The organism is Streptomyces sp. NBC_01320 (assembly GCF_035974375.1).
Lineage (GTDB): Bacteria > Actinomycetota > Actinomycetes > Streptomycetales > Streptomycetaceae > Streptomyces > Streptomyces yanii.
Map to the genome: position 1 here is coordinate 336,286 of NZ_CP108390.1, position 17,122 is coordinate 353,407.

General features: G+C 67.6%; 16 protein-coding genes and 3 pseudogenes. 7 read left to right on the forward strand and 12 right to left on the reverse strand.

Features of this window, described 5'->3' with window-relative positions:
* Positions 1-83: 83 nt before the first annotated feature.
* The gene (locus OG395_RS01740; RefSeq protein WP_327241278.1) at positions 84-734 is read left to right on the forward strand and encodes a TetR/AcrR family transcriptional regulator; all 651 of its coding nucleotides are present in this window, start codon (positions 84-86) and stop codon (positions 732-734) included.
* Complete coding sequence (locus OG395_RS01745) at positions 673-1,467, forward strand: maleylpyruvate isomerase family mycothiol-dependent enzyme (protein WP_327241279.1); 795 nt, start codon at positions 673-675, stop codon at positions 1,465-1,467. The genes OG395_RS01740 and OG395_RS01745 overlap by 62 nt, the downstream gene beginning before the upstream one ends.
* A 110-nt stretch (positions 1,468-1,577) precedes the next feature.
* On the opposite strand, the pseudogene OG395_RS01750 reads toward OG395_RS01745, so the two are convergent.
* From OG395_RS01750 to OG395_RS01765, 3 genes and pseudogenes are all read right to left on the reverse strand, one after another.
* Positions 1,578-1,910: pseudogene (locus tag OG395_RS01750) on the reverse strand (long-chain fatty acid--CoA ligase); the annotation flags it as partial.
* Between the two features lie 186 nt (positions 1,911-2,096).
* Entirely contained in the window at positions 2,097-2,393 is a 297-nt protein-coding gene (locus OG395_RS01755) for a transposase (RefSeq protein WP_327241280.1), read from the reverse strand.
* A 172-nt stretch (positions 2,394-2,565) separates the two neighbouring features.
* On the reverse strand, positions 2,566-3,114 hold the full coding sequence (locus tag OG395_RS01765) for a hypothetical protein (RefSeq protein ID WP_327241281.1): 549 nt from the start codon (positions 3,112-3,114) through the stop codon (positions 2,566-2,568).
* Positions 3,115-3,595: 481 nt separating this feature from the next.
* On the opposite strand from OG395_RS01765, the gene OG395_RS01770 reads away from it, so the two are divergent.
* Complete coding sequence (locus OG395_RS01770) at positions 3,596-6,688, forward strand: glycoside hydrolase family 18 protein (protein WP_327241282.1); 3,093 nt, start codon at positions 3,596-3,598, stop codon at positions 6,686-6,688.
* A 361-nt stretch (positions 6,689-7,049) separates the two neighbouring features.
* Here the strand turns inward: OG395_RS01770 and OG395_RS01775 are convergent, their stop codons facing one another.
* Together OG395_RS01775 and OG395_RS01780 are read right to left on the reverse strand one after the other, a co-directional pair.
* Positions 7,050-7,520: an NUDIX domain-containing protein gene (locus tag OG395_RS01775; RefSeq protein ID WP_327241283.1), complete on the reverse strand. Its 471-nt coding sequence runs from the start codon at positions 7,518-7,520 to the stop codon at positions 7,050-7,052.
* 2 nt (positions 7,521-7,522) lie between these two features.
* A complete protein-coding gene (locus OG395_RS01780; protein ID WP_327241284.1) occupies positions 7,523-8,242 on the reverse strand; it encodes an XRE family transcriptional regulator in 720 nt (239 codons plus the stop codon).
* A gap of 296 nt (positions 8,243-8,538) precedes the next feature.
* On the opposite strand from OG395_RS01780, the gene OG395_RS01785 reads away from it, so the two are divergent.
* Positions 8,539-8,781 (forward strand): hypothetical protein, encoded by a 243-nt coding sequence (locus tag OG395_RS01785; RefSeq protein ID WP_442818496.1) that lies wholly within the window; start codon positions 8,539-8,541, stop codon positions 8,779-8,781.
* Positions 8,769-9,014, forward strand: a pseudogene (locus OG395_RS01790) (DUF7848 domain-containing protein). The gene OG395_RS01785 and the pseudogene OG395_RS01790 overlap by 13 nt, the downstream one beginning before the upstream one ends.
* 691 nt (positions 9,015-9,705) lie before the next feature.
* On the opposite strand, the gene OG395_RS01795 reads toward OG395_RS01790, so the two are convergent.
* The gene (locus OG395_RS01795) at positions 9,706-9,927 is read right to left on the reverse strand and encodes a hypothetical protein (RefSeq protein WP_327241286.1); all 222 of its coding nucleotides are present in this window, start codon (positions 9,925-9,927) and stop codon (positions 9,706-9,708) included.
* A gap of 556 nt (positions 9,928-10,483) precedes the next feature.
* Here OG395_RS01795 and OG395_RS01800 point away from each other — a divergent pair.
* A pseudogene (locus OG395_RS01800) lies at positions 10,484-10,603 on the forward strand (leucine zipper domain-containing protein); the annotation flags it as partial.
* A 129-nt stretch (positions 10,604-10,732) separates the two neighbouring features.
* Here OG395_RS01800 and OG395_RS01805 read toward each other — a convergent pair.
* From OG395_RS01805 to OG395_RS01830, 6 genes are all read right to left on the reverse strand, one after another.
* Positions 10,733-12,793 (reverse strand): recombinase family protein, encoded by a 2,061-nt coding sequence (locus tag OG395_RS01805; RefSeq protein WP_327241287.1) that lies wholly within the window; start codon positions 12,791-12,793, stop codon positions 10,733-10,735.
* A gap of 24 nt (positions 12,794-12,817) precedes the next feature.
* Positions 12,818-13,081: a hypothetical protein gene (locus OG395_RS01810; RefSeq protein WP_327241288.1), complete on the reverse strand. Its 264-nt coding sequence runs from the start codon at positions 13,079-13,081 to the stop codon at positions 12,818-12,820.
* Between the two features lie 28 nt (positions 13,082-13,109).
* On the reverse strand, positions 13,110-13,598 hold the full coding sequence (locus tag OG395_RS01815; RefSeq protein ID WP_327241289.1) for a helix-turn-helix domain-containing protein: 489 nt from the start codon (positions 13,596-13,598) through the stop codon (positions 13,110-13,112).
* Between the two features lie 174 nt (positions 13,599-13,772).
* A complete protein-coding gene (locus OG395_RS01820) occupies positions 13,773-14,051 on the reverse strand; it encodes a DUF5372 family protein (RefSeq protein ID WP_327241290.1) in 279 nt (92 codons plus the stop codon).
* A 277-nt stretch (positions 14,052-14,328) separates the two neighbouring features.
* Positions 14,329-14,772, reverse strand: coding sequence for a hypothetical protein (locus OG395_RS01825; protein WP_327241291.1), 444 nt, complete (start codon positions 14,770-14,772; stop codon positions 14,329-14,331).
* Positions 14,773-14,904: 132 nt separating this feature from the next.
* Complete coding sequence (locus tag OG395_RS01830; RefSeq protein ID WP_327241292.1) at positions 14,905-15,357, reverse strand: MarR family winged helix-turn-helix transcriptional regulator; 453 nt, start codon at positions 15,355-15,357, stop codon at positions 14,905-14,907.
* 168 nt (positions 15,358-15,525) lie between these two features.
* Between OG395_RS01830 and OG395_RS01835 the strand changes: the two genes are divergently transcribed.
* Positions 15,526-16,983, forward strand: a complete 1,458-nt coding sequence (locus OG395_RS01835; protein ID WP_327241293.1) for an MFS transporter — start codon at positions 15,526-15,528, stop codon at positions 16,981-16,983.
* Positions 16,984-17,122: the final 139 nt, after the last annotated feature.

Below are 17,122 nucleotides of genomic sequence, written 5' to 3' on the forward strand. Positions count from 1 at the left end.
AAGGGGTGTTGACTTCCCTACTGGATTTAGGTTTTCTTAATGGTATGAGGGAGGATCGCAGGCTCCGCCGTCACAATGAGACTGTGCAGGAGATCCTCGACGTTGCGGTCGAGGTCATGGCCGAGGAAGGCGTGGCGGCGCTCAGCCTCGCGGAGGTCGCGCGGCGGGTGGGCATGCGTCCGCCGTCCCTGTACCAGTACTTCCCGTCGAAGATGGCCGTCTACGACGCGCTGTTCGAACGCGGGATGCGGCAGGCGGTCGAAGTGCTGGATCCGTACCTCGCCAGACTCTCCGAGGATCCGCGGAGCGCCATCACCGCGGGCCAGGAGGCCACCATCACCTGGGTGATGACCAACCCGGTGCTCGCACAGCTCCTCTACTGGCGGCCGGTGCCAGGTTTTGAACCCTCTCCCCGGGCGTTCGAGCCCGCCGTGCGACAGTTGGAGGCCCTGCGCACGGCACTACAAGCGGCCGTGGACGCCGGGCAGCTGGCGTCTGCGGCCGCAAGCGAGGAAGGCGTGGCTCTCTACACGGTGCTGACGTCCGGTGTGATCAGTCAGCAGCTTTCCAACGAACCGTCTCCATCGGCCGGGGAGGGCCGGTTCACCCGGCTCGCACAGACGGCACTGGACATGTTCTTCCGCTACTTTGCCCCCGAGGAGGGCGAGTCCGATGACCACATCCTTCGTGGCAGCCGCACACCTGCCGCCGACCGGCCGCGACCGGTCGGCTGAGATCGCCGAGGCCGAGGGCCGGGCAGCCCTCGCCCTGCTCAAAGGCCTGCGCAACGGCGACTGGTCGCTCCCCACCGACTGCGGCGAGTGGGACGTGCGCACCCTCGTCTCCCACCTCGTCGGCCAGTGCGAGGACAACATCCGTCTCCGTACGATGCTGCGCCGCCAGCTCGTGGGGCCGCGCCGCTACCCCGACAAGATCACGCTCGACGCCCACATGGCCGTGCAGATCGACGACCATGCCTCCGAGGCCGGACCGGCGCTGGTGGAGCAGTTCGCACTGCTGTGGCCCCGCGCCGTGCGCGCCCGCAGGCGGAGGCCCGGTCCGATGCGGCGCGTCACGGTAGACAGCGGGATCCCCGAGGTGCCCCGGATGTCCATCGCCTACCTGCTCGATGTGATCTACGTACGCGACCTGTGGATGCACCGCATCGACCTGGCGCGGGCCACAGAACAGCCGGTCGCACTCGAGGAGCACGACCGGCACATCGTCGAGCAGGTGGTCCGCGACCTGGCGCTGGCCTGGTCCGACGCGCCGGTCCATCTGGAGCTCAGTGGCCCCGCGGGCGGTAATTGGCTGCTGGGCTCCGGCGAACCGGCGGGGGTTGTCAGCGCGGACGCCGTGGCGTACATGCGTGTACTGTCCGGCCGCGACGGCGAGGCCGCGCTGGAGCTCGCCTCCGGTGCCCAGGAGGCCCTTGCGGCCGTCCGCCGGGCCAGGGTCGTGTTCTGACGGACAGCCGCCTCATGGCCCGGGCCCGGTCAGGCCCGGACCATGGCCCCGATTCCATGTGCCGTCCTGCCGGTGCGAGTTCATCTCCGGCGGGGCGGCACGGCTCTCTCTCAGCGGTACAGCGCGTCCACCTCGACCGCATACGCCGTCTCGATCGCCTTCCGCTTCAGCTTCAGCGACGGGGTCAGCAGACCGTGCTCCTCGGTGAACTGATGCGCAAGGATCCGGAAGGTACGGATCGACTCGGCCTGCGACACCGCCGTGTTGGCGGCCACCACCGCCCGCCTGACCTCCATCTCCAGATCCGGGTCCCGCACCAGGTCCGCCGCGTTCATCGGCGGCCGCCCCTGCATGGTGAGCCAGTGGTCCACGGACTCCTGATCCACGGTCACCAGCGCCGCGATGTACGGCCGGTCGTTGCCGACCACGATGCACTGCGCCATACGTGATCCTCTCCTCCAGTTGCCTCCTCCTGGCCTCGCGCTTCGTGGGCTCGGACGGCCGGCGGCGCCACTTGTAGAACCACGCCTCGGATACCCCGAGAGCGCGGCAGGCGACGGTGTGCGGGATGTCGTACTCGGTCCTCTGGTCGCTGATCACCCCAACGAGCAACGCCGGGTTCCCCTCAGCTACTTCGCCCAAAGGGCCATGCAGCGTTTGAGGACGTCACGCTCCATCTCGAGCTCCCTGATCCGCTTGTTCTTCTCCGCGTCCTGCCTGCGCAGCCGGGCCAGTTCCTCGCGCTCGGGCACGCTCAGCGTCCCGTCCCCGCCGGCCTTCTTCGCCCTCGACACCCAGGTGCTCAGGGTGGTCTCGTTGATCCCCAGGTCCTTCGCGACCTGCGCGATCGGCCGACCGGTCTCGGAGACGATCCGCACAGCCCCCTCACGGAACTCCGCGTCGAACTTCCGTCGCTTCTCTGCCATGACCCCCAACTTCCCCTGCAATCACGGCCTCTACGCTACGAGGGGATGGTCACTCGCCCTGTCCCTTCAGATCGTGAGCGCACCCTGAGCTGGTTGATGCACTCGCGCCGTTTGTGCCGGGACTACGAAACACTGACCGCGACCAGCGAGGCGATGATCCAGTGGTCGATGATCACGCGGATGGGTCGCCGCCTGGCGAGGCTACGAGCCTGCGGCCGGCACTGAACGCGCCAGACGCCTCCTGGAGCAACCAGCCCCGCTCGGCCAGGCGTTTCGCCTTCGAGCGCACCCCCTCGACCTTCGCCGCCACCGCCGTGTCGATGCCCATCGCGGCCGCAATGTCCTTGGCCCGCAAGGGTTCCAGGCCCGGCCGGTCCTGCAGCACATTCAAGATCCGCTGATTGTCCGGCGAGAGCACCGACACCTCCAGTCCCTCCCGCCAGGGCGGCACGACCGCTCCCGGCACCGACGCGGCCGCAGGCGTGGGAACGGAGGTGGGTGCCGTTTCTCCCTCGCCCGCGGCTTCCGTCACGGAAGTGGTCTCGGCGGCGGATGCGGCCAGAGCGTCGACGAGCTCTTCGCGTGCGATCACCCGCCGGTCCAGCTCGATCTCGCCGGCCTCCAAGGCCGCAGCCGCACGGGCCGCCTCCTCCCGCAGGGCCTCCACCCGCTCGCGGGCAGACGCTTCCCGCGCCTCCAAGAACCCCAGCATCGACGCCATCGCGCACCCCTCGACGAACAAGCGGAAGCAGAACGCTGGATGCCTCCCTCACCCCGACCGAGACCATGCCTGACCAGCAGGAATCAAGCGATCATATTCGGTTGAGATACGACTTCTGACCCCTCCCACACACCAAGCTGATAAGCCCAGGTCACCTCACCAACCACTGATCAGCAAACCCGCTCCTGGACAGAAACGCCCCGCGAGGGCTCGGCATCGGGTGGGCAACTGGGCTGCCGATCAGGTCCACTTCGCCGGGTCGTGGATCCAGGACGATACCGGCCGCCAGAACAACGACCCCGAGTCCTGGAAGCGACCCGTAGATTTCCGACTGGTCCACTCAGAGCATTCAACTCGGCGCGCCAGCCGAGACGTTTTTCACAGTCGACGGCGGGGCTGAATCTGGTCTGGGATGGCGAGGAGGTCTCCGGTTGAGTGGACATGACCGCATGAACACCCACACCAGGGGGCATGAGTTTCAGTGAGCCTTTCTTCGGATTATCCCGACGTACCCGAGTGGAAGCCGAAGCCCGAGGGTTACCAGGCGGGGGCCGTAGCCAAATACAAGGGCAATATTTTCCGTGCGGCATTCTGGGCCTCGGAACCGGGGGTGGGGGACCCCAACAAGAACGGCTGGCGTCACTTCGACGAGTTGTACGACCAGACCCCGCACAAGGAGACCGAGCGGGCGAAAGTCATTGCCTACATCCCCACCTGGCGGAAGGAGGAAGGCTTCGACTACGGCAAGGGTGCGATGTACAAGTACATCACGCACGGCCTCATCGCGTTCTTGACGTTCAGCGAGGAGAACGTCGGGGAGTTCGACTCCGCCTCGGTCCGGGAGATCAGCGCCGTTCTCTCGGACATACACATGGCCGCGAACCGTTACGGGACCAAGATCATGGTCGCCCTCGGCGGTGCGAACGACTTCGCCTTCCTGGACCTGATGACGGCGATCGGGAACGACCCGGCGTCGCCGAAGCTCGACCAGACCGTGCGCAACGTCGTGGACTACGTCACCCACAACGGCCTGGACGGCGTCGACCTCGACCTGGAGTGCTGGTGGGGCCGGCCCGGCCAGGGCGACCAGGGCGGCCGGATGAAGAGTGACGGGCCGCATCCCGCGGGGCGGGGGCTGACGTTGTTCGCCAAGAGGCTGAAGGAGGCCATGCCCGACAAGGTCGTGTCGGCGGCCGTCTTCGGCACCTCGTGGTACGGGAACAATTACGACTCGGACATGGCCGAACACCTCGACTGGATCAGTGTGATGACCTACGACCTCACCGGGTCGTGGGACAAGTCCCCGGTCGGCCCGCATTCCGCGCTGCACAAGATTCGCGGGAAGAAGACGGCGGAGATCCGTGAGTCGGACGTCTATCTGGAGTCGTACCTCGACGAACAGCAGGGCGGCTGGCCGGGAGCCGGGGCGGGCACCGGTCCGAACGCCCCGGACGACGACGCCCTGGAGAACAATCCGATCCTGTCGGTCGAGGACTGCCTCTGGTACTGGACGAATCCGCTCTTCCTGAACTGGCAGGGAGCGGGGCAGGGCGTGGACCGCGGCAAGATCGCGGCCGGAGTGCCCGTCTACGGCTACGACTTCGCCGCGGCCAAGGAGCCGGACGACCTCACCGGTGAAGTGCCCCCGGGCTACAAGGTGCTGCGGTACAAGGAAATCCTGGACGAGTTCCCGGACGCCCTTGAGGCTAAGGACGCGAACATCAAGGTGGACGGGAAAACGCCCCGCCCCAAGCTCACTGAACCCCTGCCTCCGGGCGAGTACCCGTACGCCCACAACATCTATTTCGAGACCCCGGACACCGCTGTCACCAAACTGAAGTTCCTCAAGGACGTGGGCGCGCAGGGCGTCATCATCTGGGAACTCTCCAATGACGTCTGGGAAGACGGCAACGGCATCATCGAGGCCCTTTACCGTGCCTCCGGCAACCCCGTCACCGAGCCCTCGCCGATCACCGATCCGCCGGTCCCGGTGGCGAATTCCTACCTGTGGGACTCCCTGGGCTTCCTGGGACACGCGGCCGGCCCTCTGCAGTTCCAGGACGACGGCACCAAGGACAACGGCATGCGGCAGTTCTCGGCCCGGCTGTGGAACATTCCCGACGACGCGGACTGGAAGAGCGTCGCCCAGAACTGCCCGGCCGTGGTCAAGAGGCAGTACTTCAACCGGCCGACCCGCATCGTCGACAAGGGCGCCCTCGGACTCTGGGGCGAGTTCGACGTCCTCGACAATGCCGACGTCCCGGACTGGTTCTGGGGTCACATGGAGGAGAAGGACGGGGCGCCCGACGGGTACACGCGGTACGCCTCGCGCCTTTGGGGGCTCTCCCTCAGCGACGACTGGCAAGAGGCCGCGAAGCAGACCCCGGCGCTCATCGCAGGCCAGTACTTCGACGAGCCGACGGAAATCGAGGACAAGGGAGTCGGCGGACTCTGGGGCATCTTCGACGTCAGTGACAAGCCGAGCCCCATCCCCGCGTTCACGGCGCAGGCCAAGGGCGACAACGACTGCATGTACTGCCAGGTCGACACCCTTCCGTCCCTGGACGGCCTGGTCAACGTGGAACGGTTCAACCTGACGAACACGATGACCATCGGCGAGGACGCGCCCTTCCTCTACTCGGTGATCACGAAGGACGACGACTCGGTTGACTTCCCCGAGGGCGTCGTCATGACCGTCACGGATCCCGACGGGAACACCTACGACAAGGACATCGACCAGGATGGCAAACTCGTCAAGATGTCCGGCGACTCGATCCGGTGCCTGATCGTCGAGAACCCGCAGGCCGGCGACTGGACCATGTCGATGAGCGTGACCAGGGACGCCGAGTTCCGCTGCGAATGCAACACCGTGCCGGGCACCGACGTCTTCGACACCATGGTCGCGACCCGCCGGAAACTCCACGAAGGGCAGGGCCTCGAACCCCGGGACATCAGCTGGTTCAGCGTCGCGGCGTTCGTGGGTACCGCGGCTGTCTGGGTGCTCGCCCCCGAACTCGCCCTCTCCTACCGGCTGGCCGTCGCCGTTGCCGGAGCAGGCCTCTCCGTACTCGCGCAACTGGGCACCAGCAAGGCCGGTGTCGCGGAAAACTTCTCCGACGCCGCGGGCATCCTCGACAAGGTCGCGAAGGATCTCGTGAGGGAAGGTCCCTCCGCGCTGAAAAAGTACTGGTATCTGATCGACAAGAACATTTCCGGGGCGGAGGCCCGGGTGGCCCTCAGGTACCCGGCCAACATCGTCCGATGGCTCGGAGTGCACAAAGACGTGTACAAGGAAACCGGACAGATGACGGACGCGGAGATGCAGAACTCCATCCGCCATGTGTACTGGCAGTGCCTGCTCAAGAAAAGGCTCGGGGAAGAATTCGCCAAGCAGATGGCCGAAGCGCACGAGGAGGCCCTCCCCGGATCCGATGCGGACAACAAGGCGGACGAGGCCAACAACATCATCGGCCTCCGCCTCGCGGACGAAGTGAAAACCGACAAGGAATGCAAGGAGCGAGTCCACCAGATGTGGGAAGCGGGACAACTCGCCACCCGGCACGACTACGAGTAAGCGTCCAACCCCGCCCGCTGTCCCCCGGTGCTCACACCGGGGAACAGCGGGCAAACCGCTCCCTCGGTCGCGACCTTCGCTGCGGGATGCGAACACAGATGTCGGCGTACCGTTGGCGAGCCGCTCCTGATACTCCTTCGTTCCCGCAACGTGCTGATCTTGCTTCTGCCGAAAAATCGAGGCGAAGCAATTGCTGTTGTGAACGAGGACAGGGGGTTCACCCGCCAGCACATAGTACGTGTGCTACGCGACTGCCTCTACCTGCTTTTATGCAGGTCAAGCGCGGTTTGCTGGTCCGTTGAGGTGCGTGGGTGTTCGTGGTTGTGCGGGGTTGTTGCCGTCGCTACTGCCGTCAGACGGTTCAGCCCAGGTACGGCTTCTCCCGGTGTTCCAGGAAGTGCCGAAGCCTGAGCTGTTGGGTGTGGTGCATCGGCAACTGCTCGATCGCTTCCGGCGGAACGAACCGGAGTTCGGTGGACTCGTCGGAGATCTCTAGCTGGCCGCCGGTGATGCGGGCGGTGAAGCAAACGTTGAACTGTCGCCGGACTTCGCCGTCGGTGTAGGCGATGATGTGTTTCGGGTCGGTGTAGGTGCCGACCAGGCCGGTGATCTCTACGTCGAGGCCGGTCTCTTCCCTGACTTCGCGGACGGCCGTGCCTGGCAGGGAGTCGGCGAGGTCCATGCCCCCGCCGGGCAGGGCCCATAGGTCGTTGTCGCGGCGGCGCTGGAGGAGGATGCGCCCGTGATCGTCGGTGACGACGGCGGACGCGGCGACGACCATGCTGTTCGGCTTGGGCGCGCTGGGGTCGTCGTAGTACTCGGTGCGGGCCACGGTCAGCCTTCCTCTCGTACGGGGGTTGCCGTCGCCCACACAGCGTCGAAGCTCTCGGCGTAGGTGTCGAACATGCCGCCTGTCTCGTGACGGCGAAGGTGCCACACGGGGGCGGCGTAGGCATTGACGCCCCACATGTGTGCGTTGACGAGTTGCTGGTCGTCGGCGCGGTAGAGGGAGTTGTAGAGCGTGGTTTCGTGGGTGCGGACTTCGATGCCGGGGGTGCCGGCGAGCGGCCTGTAGTGCATGAGCGCGAGGCGGCAGCGGGATTCGATGCCGTGGCCGAACCGCTCCTCCTTGCCTCGGGCTTGGACGGTATCGCTGTCGGCGTCCCCGATCGCGATGCGGACGGTGCACCCTTCGGCGGCGCGTTCGGTGAGGAGTTGGTTCAGCCGCGGGTACGCCTCGTGGAGGAAGACGGCCGCATAGACGAGGATGTCGATCCGTTCCCGGGCTTGGGCCATCAGGTCGGTGAACGCCGAGACGGGGATGTCGGCCCGCTGCTCGTAGAGCGCCACCAACTCAGGGCTGGTGGCGCGGGCGGGGCGGGCCTGGCGGAGCGCCGGCCAGAGTGCGTGCACGTCTTCCCCCAGGGCCTTGGCCGCCTGGAGGACGGTAGCACGACGTGGGATACGCCCAAGGTTCACCCAGCGCTCGACCGACTTGGGGTCGACCTCGACCTGCTGAACGAGTGCGGCGTACGTCCAACCTTCCGCTGCCATGACGGCTCGTAGTCTCTCGTTCGGCACGAGTCTCCCCCTTCGTCTCAGGACGGCACTAGCAGGACGGCACTAGGGACGTTCTACACGGTGCAGGACGTCCCGAAGTGGGGTTTGGTGGAGGTTCCTTCGTCCCGGTGACCGGCGTGAGGATCGGTGCCGACCCTGCGGCACCGACAGGCCCAGGGGCACGCATCAACGCCGCCGAGGAGCGTCACCGTGCGAATGAGCGCCACCCCCTGTGTTCCCGCCCTGCGACTGGACGCCCGGTCGCGCGCCGCCTCGCCGGGGTGGTCACGATGACGGCCCCCACCCCTGATGCCGACGGGCACACCGTCTCGCCCGATGCCGGCGCCCTGGTGGTCGACCGGCGGAGCGGCAAGGTGGGCGTGGTGATGGGGCATGTGGGGCCGTACGTGCAGCTTCGGCCACCGCGCGGCGGCCGGGAGTGGGACGTGCCGCCTGAGGACGTACGTACGCCGACTCCGACGGAGGGGTTGAGCGCGAAGGTGGCCGTGGCCAACCGGAGGTGGGGACGGTGACCCCTCGCTCGGTCCTGCGCTACGAGACCTAGACGCTCCAGCCCGACCGCGAGCCGGACGCGGAGCCGGTCCTGTACGCGATGCAGTGCGCCGTGGACGGAGAGACCTCACCGACGAGCGAGGACTTCGCCGCACCGCAGGACTGGGTACTGCGGAACTGCGGCCAGAACCCGTCCCACCACACCTACCGGGAGATCATCACCCGCCCCTGGCTGACCTGGCGCCAGACGTGACCCGCCTCGCTCGCCCAGGCGCCGCACCGCGCTGACCCACCCGGCTCCCGTCCCTGCCGGGCGCAGCCGATCGAGGCTCCCCCGCACTCGTCAGCCCCGGCAGGGACGGGATCCGGCATACGCCGTGCGCCTGGCCCTCGCCGAGTCCTGCCCGCAGACGCCGCCGGAGACGCTCCTGGACGTCTGGCAGCGTTGGACGCGCCCGTCGGCACCCAACCGCCCGGGCCCCCGCGAGCACCCCCGCTTTCCGCGCGCGGGCATGCTGCGCTACACCGCCGACCCGCATCCGCGGATGCGGCAACTCGCCCTCGACGCCCCGGACTCCACCGCCGAGCTCCTCGAGCGCCTGAGCCGCGGCCCCTCCCCCGAGGTTCGTCGGGCGGCGCTCCAGGACCCGCGGCTCGCGCCCGCCTCCGTCCTCCGGCTGACTGCCGATCCTGACGGTCAGGTCCGGGAGGCGGTCACGTCCGCTGGAGTGGTGTATCGACGGCCACTGGGTGATCTCGTCTTTCGTCCGTACTCATCGGCCCGTCAAGAGGTTCGGCTGGAAGAACAGCGGTCACCTGCCGGCCCAGCGCCCGCGCCCGTCGACGGGGCGACGCGGCGCAGTCAACTGTCTGGAAGTCGGAGACCAGAACTCAGACAGCGCCACTCCCGTGAGGCGGCAACCCAACGGCTGCCCACCACGCCCCTACAGCGCCTCCAGCGCCACCGCCGTCGCGGCCGACGCCAGCCAGACCAAGCCGACGGCGAGCCACAACTGGACGTAGTCCCAGTCCTTGACACGCGGCACTTTCAAGCCTTCACGCTTGCGCAGGGTGGCCCACTTGCTCAGGCTGGGATGGCCGGTGAGATACAACGTCGCGGCCGTACCGAGAAAGAGGCCGCCGAGAGCTGCGAGCACATCGGGCACAGGGACGTACAGCGCCGCGACAACGGCGACAGCCGCGCCCCCACAGCCAGTGCCCCACCACCCACAGATACAGCTTCACTGCGTCCTTGCCATCCATGATCACTCGCCCATCCCCCTGAACTCATCAGGTGCCGTCAGGCCTTTCCCACCCGTTGCCGCACCGGACAGCCGACTTCCAGCAATCTCCCCTGCCGCCACGCGGGGGACGCTCACGACTGGGCCAGGATCAGGTGGGAGCCTGTACACCACTTCTCACTTCTCAGGACGCAACCCGGGAGGCCGCCCTGCGCGACGACTGCCGCAGGATGACCTGTTGCGGCTGCTGGCCTCCCGCGCCCCGGACATCGCACGCGCCGCGGCCGTCAACCCCGCCCTTCCGGTAACCGTGATGCATGACTTGCTCGAAGCGGCTGTCTAGACCCGGACTTCGCGGGTCTAGGTGTTCTGTCCACGGAGGTTGGCGACAGGGTTCACGGCTGATTGATCTTGAAATGGGTGAGGGCCTTCTGGCCTGGTGTGGATTGCGACATCTGCACCGGCGACCAGAAAGGCCCTCATGCCTCACCGTAATGCACCCCTGACCGAGACCGGACGGCTGCGTCTGGCCCGCTGCGTGGTCGAGGACGGCTGGCCTCTGCGCAGGGCCGCCGAACGCTTCCAGGTCTCCCCGACCACGGAGCGCAATACGGATCCCGGGCCTTCGCCAGCCTCTGCGACCAACTCGGGGTCACACGGTCGATGGGCGCGGTCGGCACCAGCGCCGACAAACGCTTGTCATCACACTGCACCTCTTTTCCTATCGGGTTCACTTTGCGGGTGTTGTCGCTGGTCGGCGGCGGTCGAGGCGGATGCCTTGCTGGACGCGGGGCGGGTTGGGGCCCGGGGGCGGGTAGAGGCAGGCGTTCTTGTCGTTGTACTTCTCGCCCTCGATCAGTCCGGCCCGGTGCCACTTCCAGACGGTCGGCACGCTGACGTCGAGGAGTACGGCGAGTTCGGGGGCGGTCAGCAGACCGCGGTCGCGCAGGCGGTCATGGCGGTTGCGGAGCTGGTAGTTCTCGCGGATGTCTCGGACCAGGAGGCGGTGGAAGGAGCATCCTTTGCCGCTGGTCAGGCCGCGCTGGTTGAGGATGTCGGCGATCTCGGCGTCGGTGTGGTGCTCGAGGAGTTCGTCGATCGCGTCCACGACCGGACGCGGGGTCTGCCACAGCTTGCCGCCGCCCAGCGGCAACGGGAGGTGGAGGGTGTGGGTCTGGCCGGCGCTGAGCCGGACGTGGACGGTGATGTCGTCGTCCTTGATCAGGGTGACGTCCGCGATCAGCAGGCGGGTGATGCGCTTACGCTCGCGCATCGGGGTGGCCGGATCGTTCCACAGGGACCTGACGTCACCGGCGAGGCGGGCGAGTTGTTCGCGGGTGGCCTGCTGGCGCGGGGCGGCCAGGGTGCGGGCGCGTTCGACGTCGGTCCGGGCGGCGGACACCTCGCGCAGGGCCGCGTTCCAGTCGGCCTCGAGTGAGTCGGCGACCAGGCGGTTGTCCGGGTCGACCGCGAGATAGCGTCGTTTGGCCAGATCGGCCCGGTACTGGGCGCGCTGGAGATGCGTCGTGCGCATCCGGTCGGCCTCGGCAGTGCGGGCGGTGATCTCATCGCTCACCGTCAGGGCCGTCTCCACGGCGAGCGGGGTGAGCATCTGCAGCAGGAGTTCGGCCACGGCCGCCTCGATGCTGGGGCCGGGAATGCGCTGGCAGACCTGTCCGCCGTCCTGGATCGCGTGGGTCATGCACCGGTAGTCGCTGACCTCGTGGTCTTGGCGGAGGTGGTAGGCGATGGTCATCCGCCGCCCGCAGCGGCCGCAGATTGCCAGGCCCTGCAGGAGCGCGGTGCCCTCGCGCGGCGGGCCCGCCCGCCGGTCGTCCCCACGGGCCGCGGCCTGCGTCTGGAGCTGGGCGAGGTTGTTCTCCCACTGTTCGAAGGTGAGGTAGCCCGCGTGGTGATCGGGGATCAGGGTGTCCCACTGCTCTCGCGGCAGCAGCTGGATGCGGACCTTGCCGTGGACGTCGTGGCGGACCTTGCGGCGTCCGTAGCAGAACGCCCCGGCATAGAGCGGGTTGTGCAGGACATTCAGGACCTGCCAGTGCTTGAGCGGCCCCCAGACCAGCTCGCCCTTGCACGGGCCGGTGCGGATCCGGGAGGGGAAGGTGAGCTGGTCGGCGGCGAAAGCTCTGACGACCTGACGGGCCGAGCCGGTGGCCGCGAACAGGCTCAGCACCCGCTCGATGACCTCGCGCACGGCGGCGTCGGGGTCCTTGACGATACGGTCGGCATAGTCGTGGACATAGCCGATCGGCAGGCCCTGCTTGAGTTCGCCGCGGCGGGCCTTGGCCAGCTGCCCGCCCCGCAACCGGGCCTTGAGCAGGTGCAGTTCGGCCTCGGACATGGTGCCCTTCATGCCCAGCACGAGACGGTCGTTGAAGGTGAGGGGATCGTACAGACCGTCCTCGTCCAAGATCAGCGTCCCGGTCAGTGCACAGATCTCCAGCAGCCGGTGCCAGTCGGTGTTGTTCCGGGCGAGGCGGGACACCTCCAGGCCCAGCACGATCCCGGCACGTCCCATGGAGACCTCGGCGACCAGGTGCTGGAAGCCGTCCCGCCCGTTGATGGAGGCCCCCGACCGGCCCTGATCACTGTCGATCACCGTGATCTGGTCCTCCTCCCAGCCCAGGGCGACGGCCCGGCCGCGCAGGGCGTACTGCCGCTGCGTGGACTCGGTGTTGTTCACGACCTGCTTCAGCGAACTCTGCCGGACATACAGATAAGCGCCTCGCCGAAGATGATCAGCACTGACCTTGCCCGTCGATTCCGTCGCCATCACCCGCTCCTCCCATCCTGTGTCTCAGCCGTCACCACAGCCACCGCCTGCGGCGGCCAGCACCATCTGCGCGAGTACCTGCACCAGCTCCTCGGCCTCCGGGCCCCGGTCCACCGCCGGCGGGCTGGCCCGGCGAGCAGGCAGCGCCGCCGCCGGGACCAGGGCCACCGCGAGAAGCCAGGCAGCCATCCCGGAGCGGGCCAGCACCGCCCAGCCGTGCCGCGAGCCGGCGTCCGGCCCGCCGAGGACCGCGGCCCGCAGATCCTCATAACGCCGTGCCAGTTCCACGGCTCCCACCGGCTGACCCGCCGCCGGTTCAGGGACGATGAAGTTCCTCCTTCGGCCGTGACTCGCGGCGCCTGACCAGTGCCTTCTCCACCGAGCGTGGATGCACCGTGATCCTGAAGCGCTCGAGTACAGCTTCCGCCAACTGCCGTGAGCGGAGCGAGGAGTCGGCTTCGAGTAGCTTCTCGAGGAACTCCATCACCTCGTCGGTGAGCTTGCGCGGCCCCTTCGGCCCCGGCTTGCCCGGCACCAGCGCCGCCGGCCCTCCCGCGTCCAGCGCGGCAGCAATCACATAGAAACTCTGGCGACAGAACCCGAACTGAGCCGCCGCCTGTGTCACCGGCACGTTGTCGACCCGCACCCGGCGCACCATCTCGTACTTGACCTGCACCAAGTCGTTCGGGTCGAGGAATACCGAGCGGGCGAACACCTCGTCCACGACCGCCTGCGGACGCGGGTTCAACGTCCGAGAAGCCACCAACGCGGTCTTCTTGCCGTGCTCCAGGCCCTTCGCCGCCATGTCGCCTCCCGTTCGGATCCGATGTCTCAAGAATCCGGCCGTGAGTCATCGCCCCCAAGGGCGCATCCCGGCCTAGAAGAAGCACAAGGAGCAGGTCACAGCAGCGGATGCACCTCCGCACGCCCCCACCGACGAGCACACGCACCCGCCGCAGCGGCCCGATTCCCACGACGGTCACGGCGCCATCTCCCCGACACGACCAAGCCCTTGATCACGGAGATGCTCCACCAGATCCACGAGCACGCACAGGTCCTCGGTCCGGAACGGACACCGGCCCGCGGCCGTCACCACGAACACATCGACTGGCGCGACATCCGTCCACTCCACCGGGAACGAGCAGCGACGACCCGCCGCATCCAGCACCAGGACGACGTCCCCGCGCCAGGAGTTCATCCGCTCGAGGAACTCGAAGATCTCCCCGCTCCTCGGATGGAACGGATGGATCAACCGCACAGATCCATCGTCACCACGGTGAACGAGCGCATTCGACGGCTCACGCCAACGCGGCCTGCGAAAGCTTCCACGCCTCCCTGAAACGCGAGACCCTCCAGGCACCCACGACTACGGCGACTCCGATGCCTGCCGCAGGACCGTCTTCGCCTGGCTGACCCGCTACAACACCCGCCGCCGGCACTCCGCCAACGGCCACCTCAGCCCCAACGAATACGAACACCGACGCCACACCGCTAAACTCACGCTCGCCGCGTGATCAACAACCGCGTGCCCACCTTCACGGGGGAAGGCCCAAGATCAACCACGAAACAGCAAGCTCGCTGCGCTGATATCCCCCACCGCACGGATGCCACCCAACCCACTGACACCAACCCACCCGCTCACACTCGGTGAGGGTCATCACTGCTTCGATGAGGTCGCGCGGGTCGTCATCGAGTTCGGACGCCGGCAGCGGCTCCCATCCGCGGTCGACAGCGGCACGGAGCAGAGCGTCTTCGTCCGTGATGTGGAACTCATGCAGGTGCGCGATCCGCACGACCTTCACCGGCCAGTCCTTCCATCGCGGACGGCCAACCGACCCGGGCAGCACGTCAGCCGCCGGTTCATCTTCAGACAGTTCCGGGTCGGGCACAACGAACAAGACTCCAGGGTCCGCCCGCCAGGTACCGCTGGCGGCCTGAACGACGGCCTGGCGCACCGAGCTGGCAGGAGCGTCGGGCATCTCGGCGATAATTGAGCCCCTGGTTGAAGGAGTAACCAACTGGGCCTAAAGAGGACAGGGCCGAGGATTTTCAAGGCCGGAGTTCCGTGAATCCCGAGGTCAGCGAGGTGTGTGCGGCCCGCGCTCGCGGGTTCACGGCCGGGGCCAGGGGCGTCCGGCGAGACGTTCGATGTCGGTGTTGAACCGTTTGAGGTAGGCGGCGAAGCCCGCGATGTCCTCGTCCGACCAGTCGGCCATGACCCGGTCCAGGTTGTCGACGGTGCGTTCGCGTTCCTCGTCGAGCAGGCTCGCGCCCTTGTCCGTGATGCGGAACTTGCGGGCCATCCCGCCGTCGGGGTCGGGTATGCGGTCCACGAGGCCGGAGCGCATCGCTGCGCCGGTCTGCCGGTTGAGAGTGGACGCGTCGAGCCCGAAGGCCGTGCTCAGTTCGCCGATGGACATGGGTCCTTGGACGCGAATGCGGCTCAGCAGGATGTAAGCGCTGCGCTCCAGCCCGCCTTCGCGCCGCACGTTCTTGTGGTGAACGAGTCCATGGCGGCTGAGCAACATCTGCTCGTACTCGACGTCGCTCGTGGGCCTGACCATACGCCTGCCGCCTTCCCTTCCTCGCCAGTCCGACGCGCTGCCCTGTCCTTCGCGACGGCCTTCTCCTGCATCCTCTCACGCGCATATGCGTCATGCACAAAATGTGATCGATACATGAGGAGTGTACGATGCATATCGTTCTCTCGTCATGCAACCAAGGAGTCCTCTATGGATGCCTCCCAGGCATCAAGCCGCTCAGGCGGTGTGGTCGCCACGCTGGCCTTCGCGGGCATCACGGCAGCGATCATGCAGACCCTGGTCACGCCGCTCATCGCGGAGCTGCCTCAGATCCTCCACACCACCTCGTCGAACGCCGCCTGGGTCATCACCGTCACCCTGCTCGTGGCGGCCGTCTTCGTGCCGGTCTCCGGACGCCTGGGCGACCTGCTGGGCAAGCGCCGGATGCTTATCGCGTGCTCGGTGCCGCTGATCGTGGGGTCGGTGGTGTGCGCGCTGTCCTCCTCGGTCATCCCCATGATCATCGGGCGTGGTCTGCAGGGCATGGGCATGGGCATGCTGCCGCTCGGCATCGCCCTTCTGCGTGACGTGGTCCCCGCGGAGAAGCTCAGCTCCTCGATCGCTCTGGTCAGCGCTTCCATGGGCATCGGCGGTGGCCTCGGCCTGCCGATCGCCTCAGCGGTCGCCCAGTACACGAACTGGCGCGTGCTGTTCTGGGGCTCCGCGGTCCTGGCCGTAGCGGTTGCGGCTCTCATCTGGTTCCTGATCCCGGACGTACCGGCCGGCGCCAAGGGTCAGCGCTTCGACCTGCCGGGAGCGCTCGGTCTCGGCGCCGGCCTGGTCTCCCTGCTGCTCGCGGTCTCCAAGGGCGCCGACTGGGGCTGGGGCTCGGCGACCACGCTCGGCCTGTTCGCCGCGGCCGTCGTGATCCTGGTCGGGTGGGGGATGTGGGAGCTGCGGACCCGCGACCCGCTGGTCGACCTTCGCACCACCGCCCGCCCCCGCGTGCTGCTCACCAACCTCGCCTCGATCTTCGTCGGCACCGCCATGTACGCCAGCATGCTGGTCGTGCCGCAGCTGCTGCAGTTCCCCGAGGCCACTGGTTACGGTCTGGGCCAGTCGATGCTCGCCGCCGGCCTGTGGATGGCTCCGGGCGGGCTCATGATGATGATCGTCTCCCCGCTCGGCGGGAAGCTCACCGATGCCCGAGGCCCGAAGTTCACGCTGATCTCCGGGGTCCTGGTCATCGCGGCCGGTTACGGTCTGTCGCTGGCACTGATGGGCTCGGCCTGGGGTCTCATGTTGGTCACCATCGTGACCAGCAGCGGCGTGGGTCTCGCCTACGGTGCGATGCCCGCCCTGATCATGGGTTCGGTCCCGCTCTCCGAGACCGCTGCCGCCAACGGCTTCAACACGCTGATGCGCTCGCTCGGCACCTCGGTCGGCGCGGCCGTGATCGGAGTGGTCCTCGCCCAGATGACCACCACGACGGGCGGCTACACCTTCGCCTCCGAGGACGGCTTCCGCACTGCTCTGATGATCGGCGGCGGCGTCGCCCTCCTCGGCGCGGTGATCGCGGCCGCCATTCCGGCAGCCCGCGTGGTGGCAGGCTCCGGCGACGAGACCGCCCCTATCGCCGAATCCGATCAGACCGCGGTCAAGGCCTGACGGCTCAGTAGCGCCGGACGAGCCCGGCCGCTGCTCGACCGGCCGGCCCGGTCCTGTATCCGGCATCTCGCCGCGGATCCGACATCGCATCCGCGGCGAGAGGTCTCTGTGGTCGCCCGGCGCTGGGGACGCAGACGAA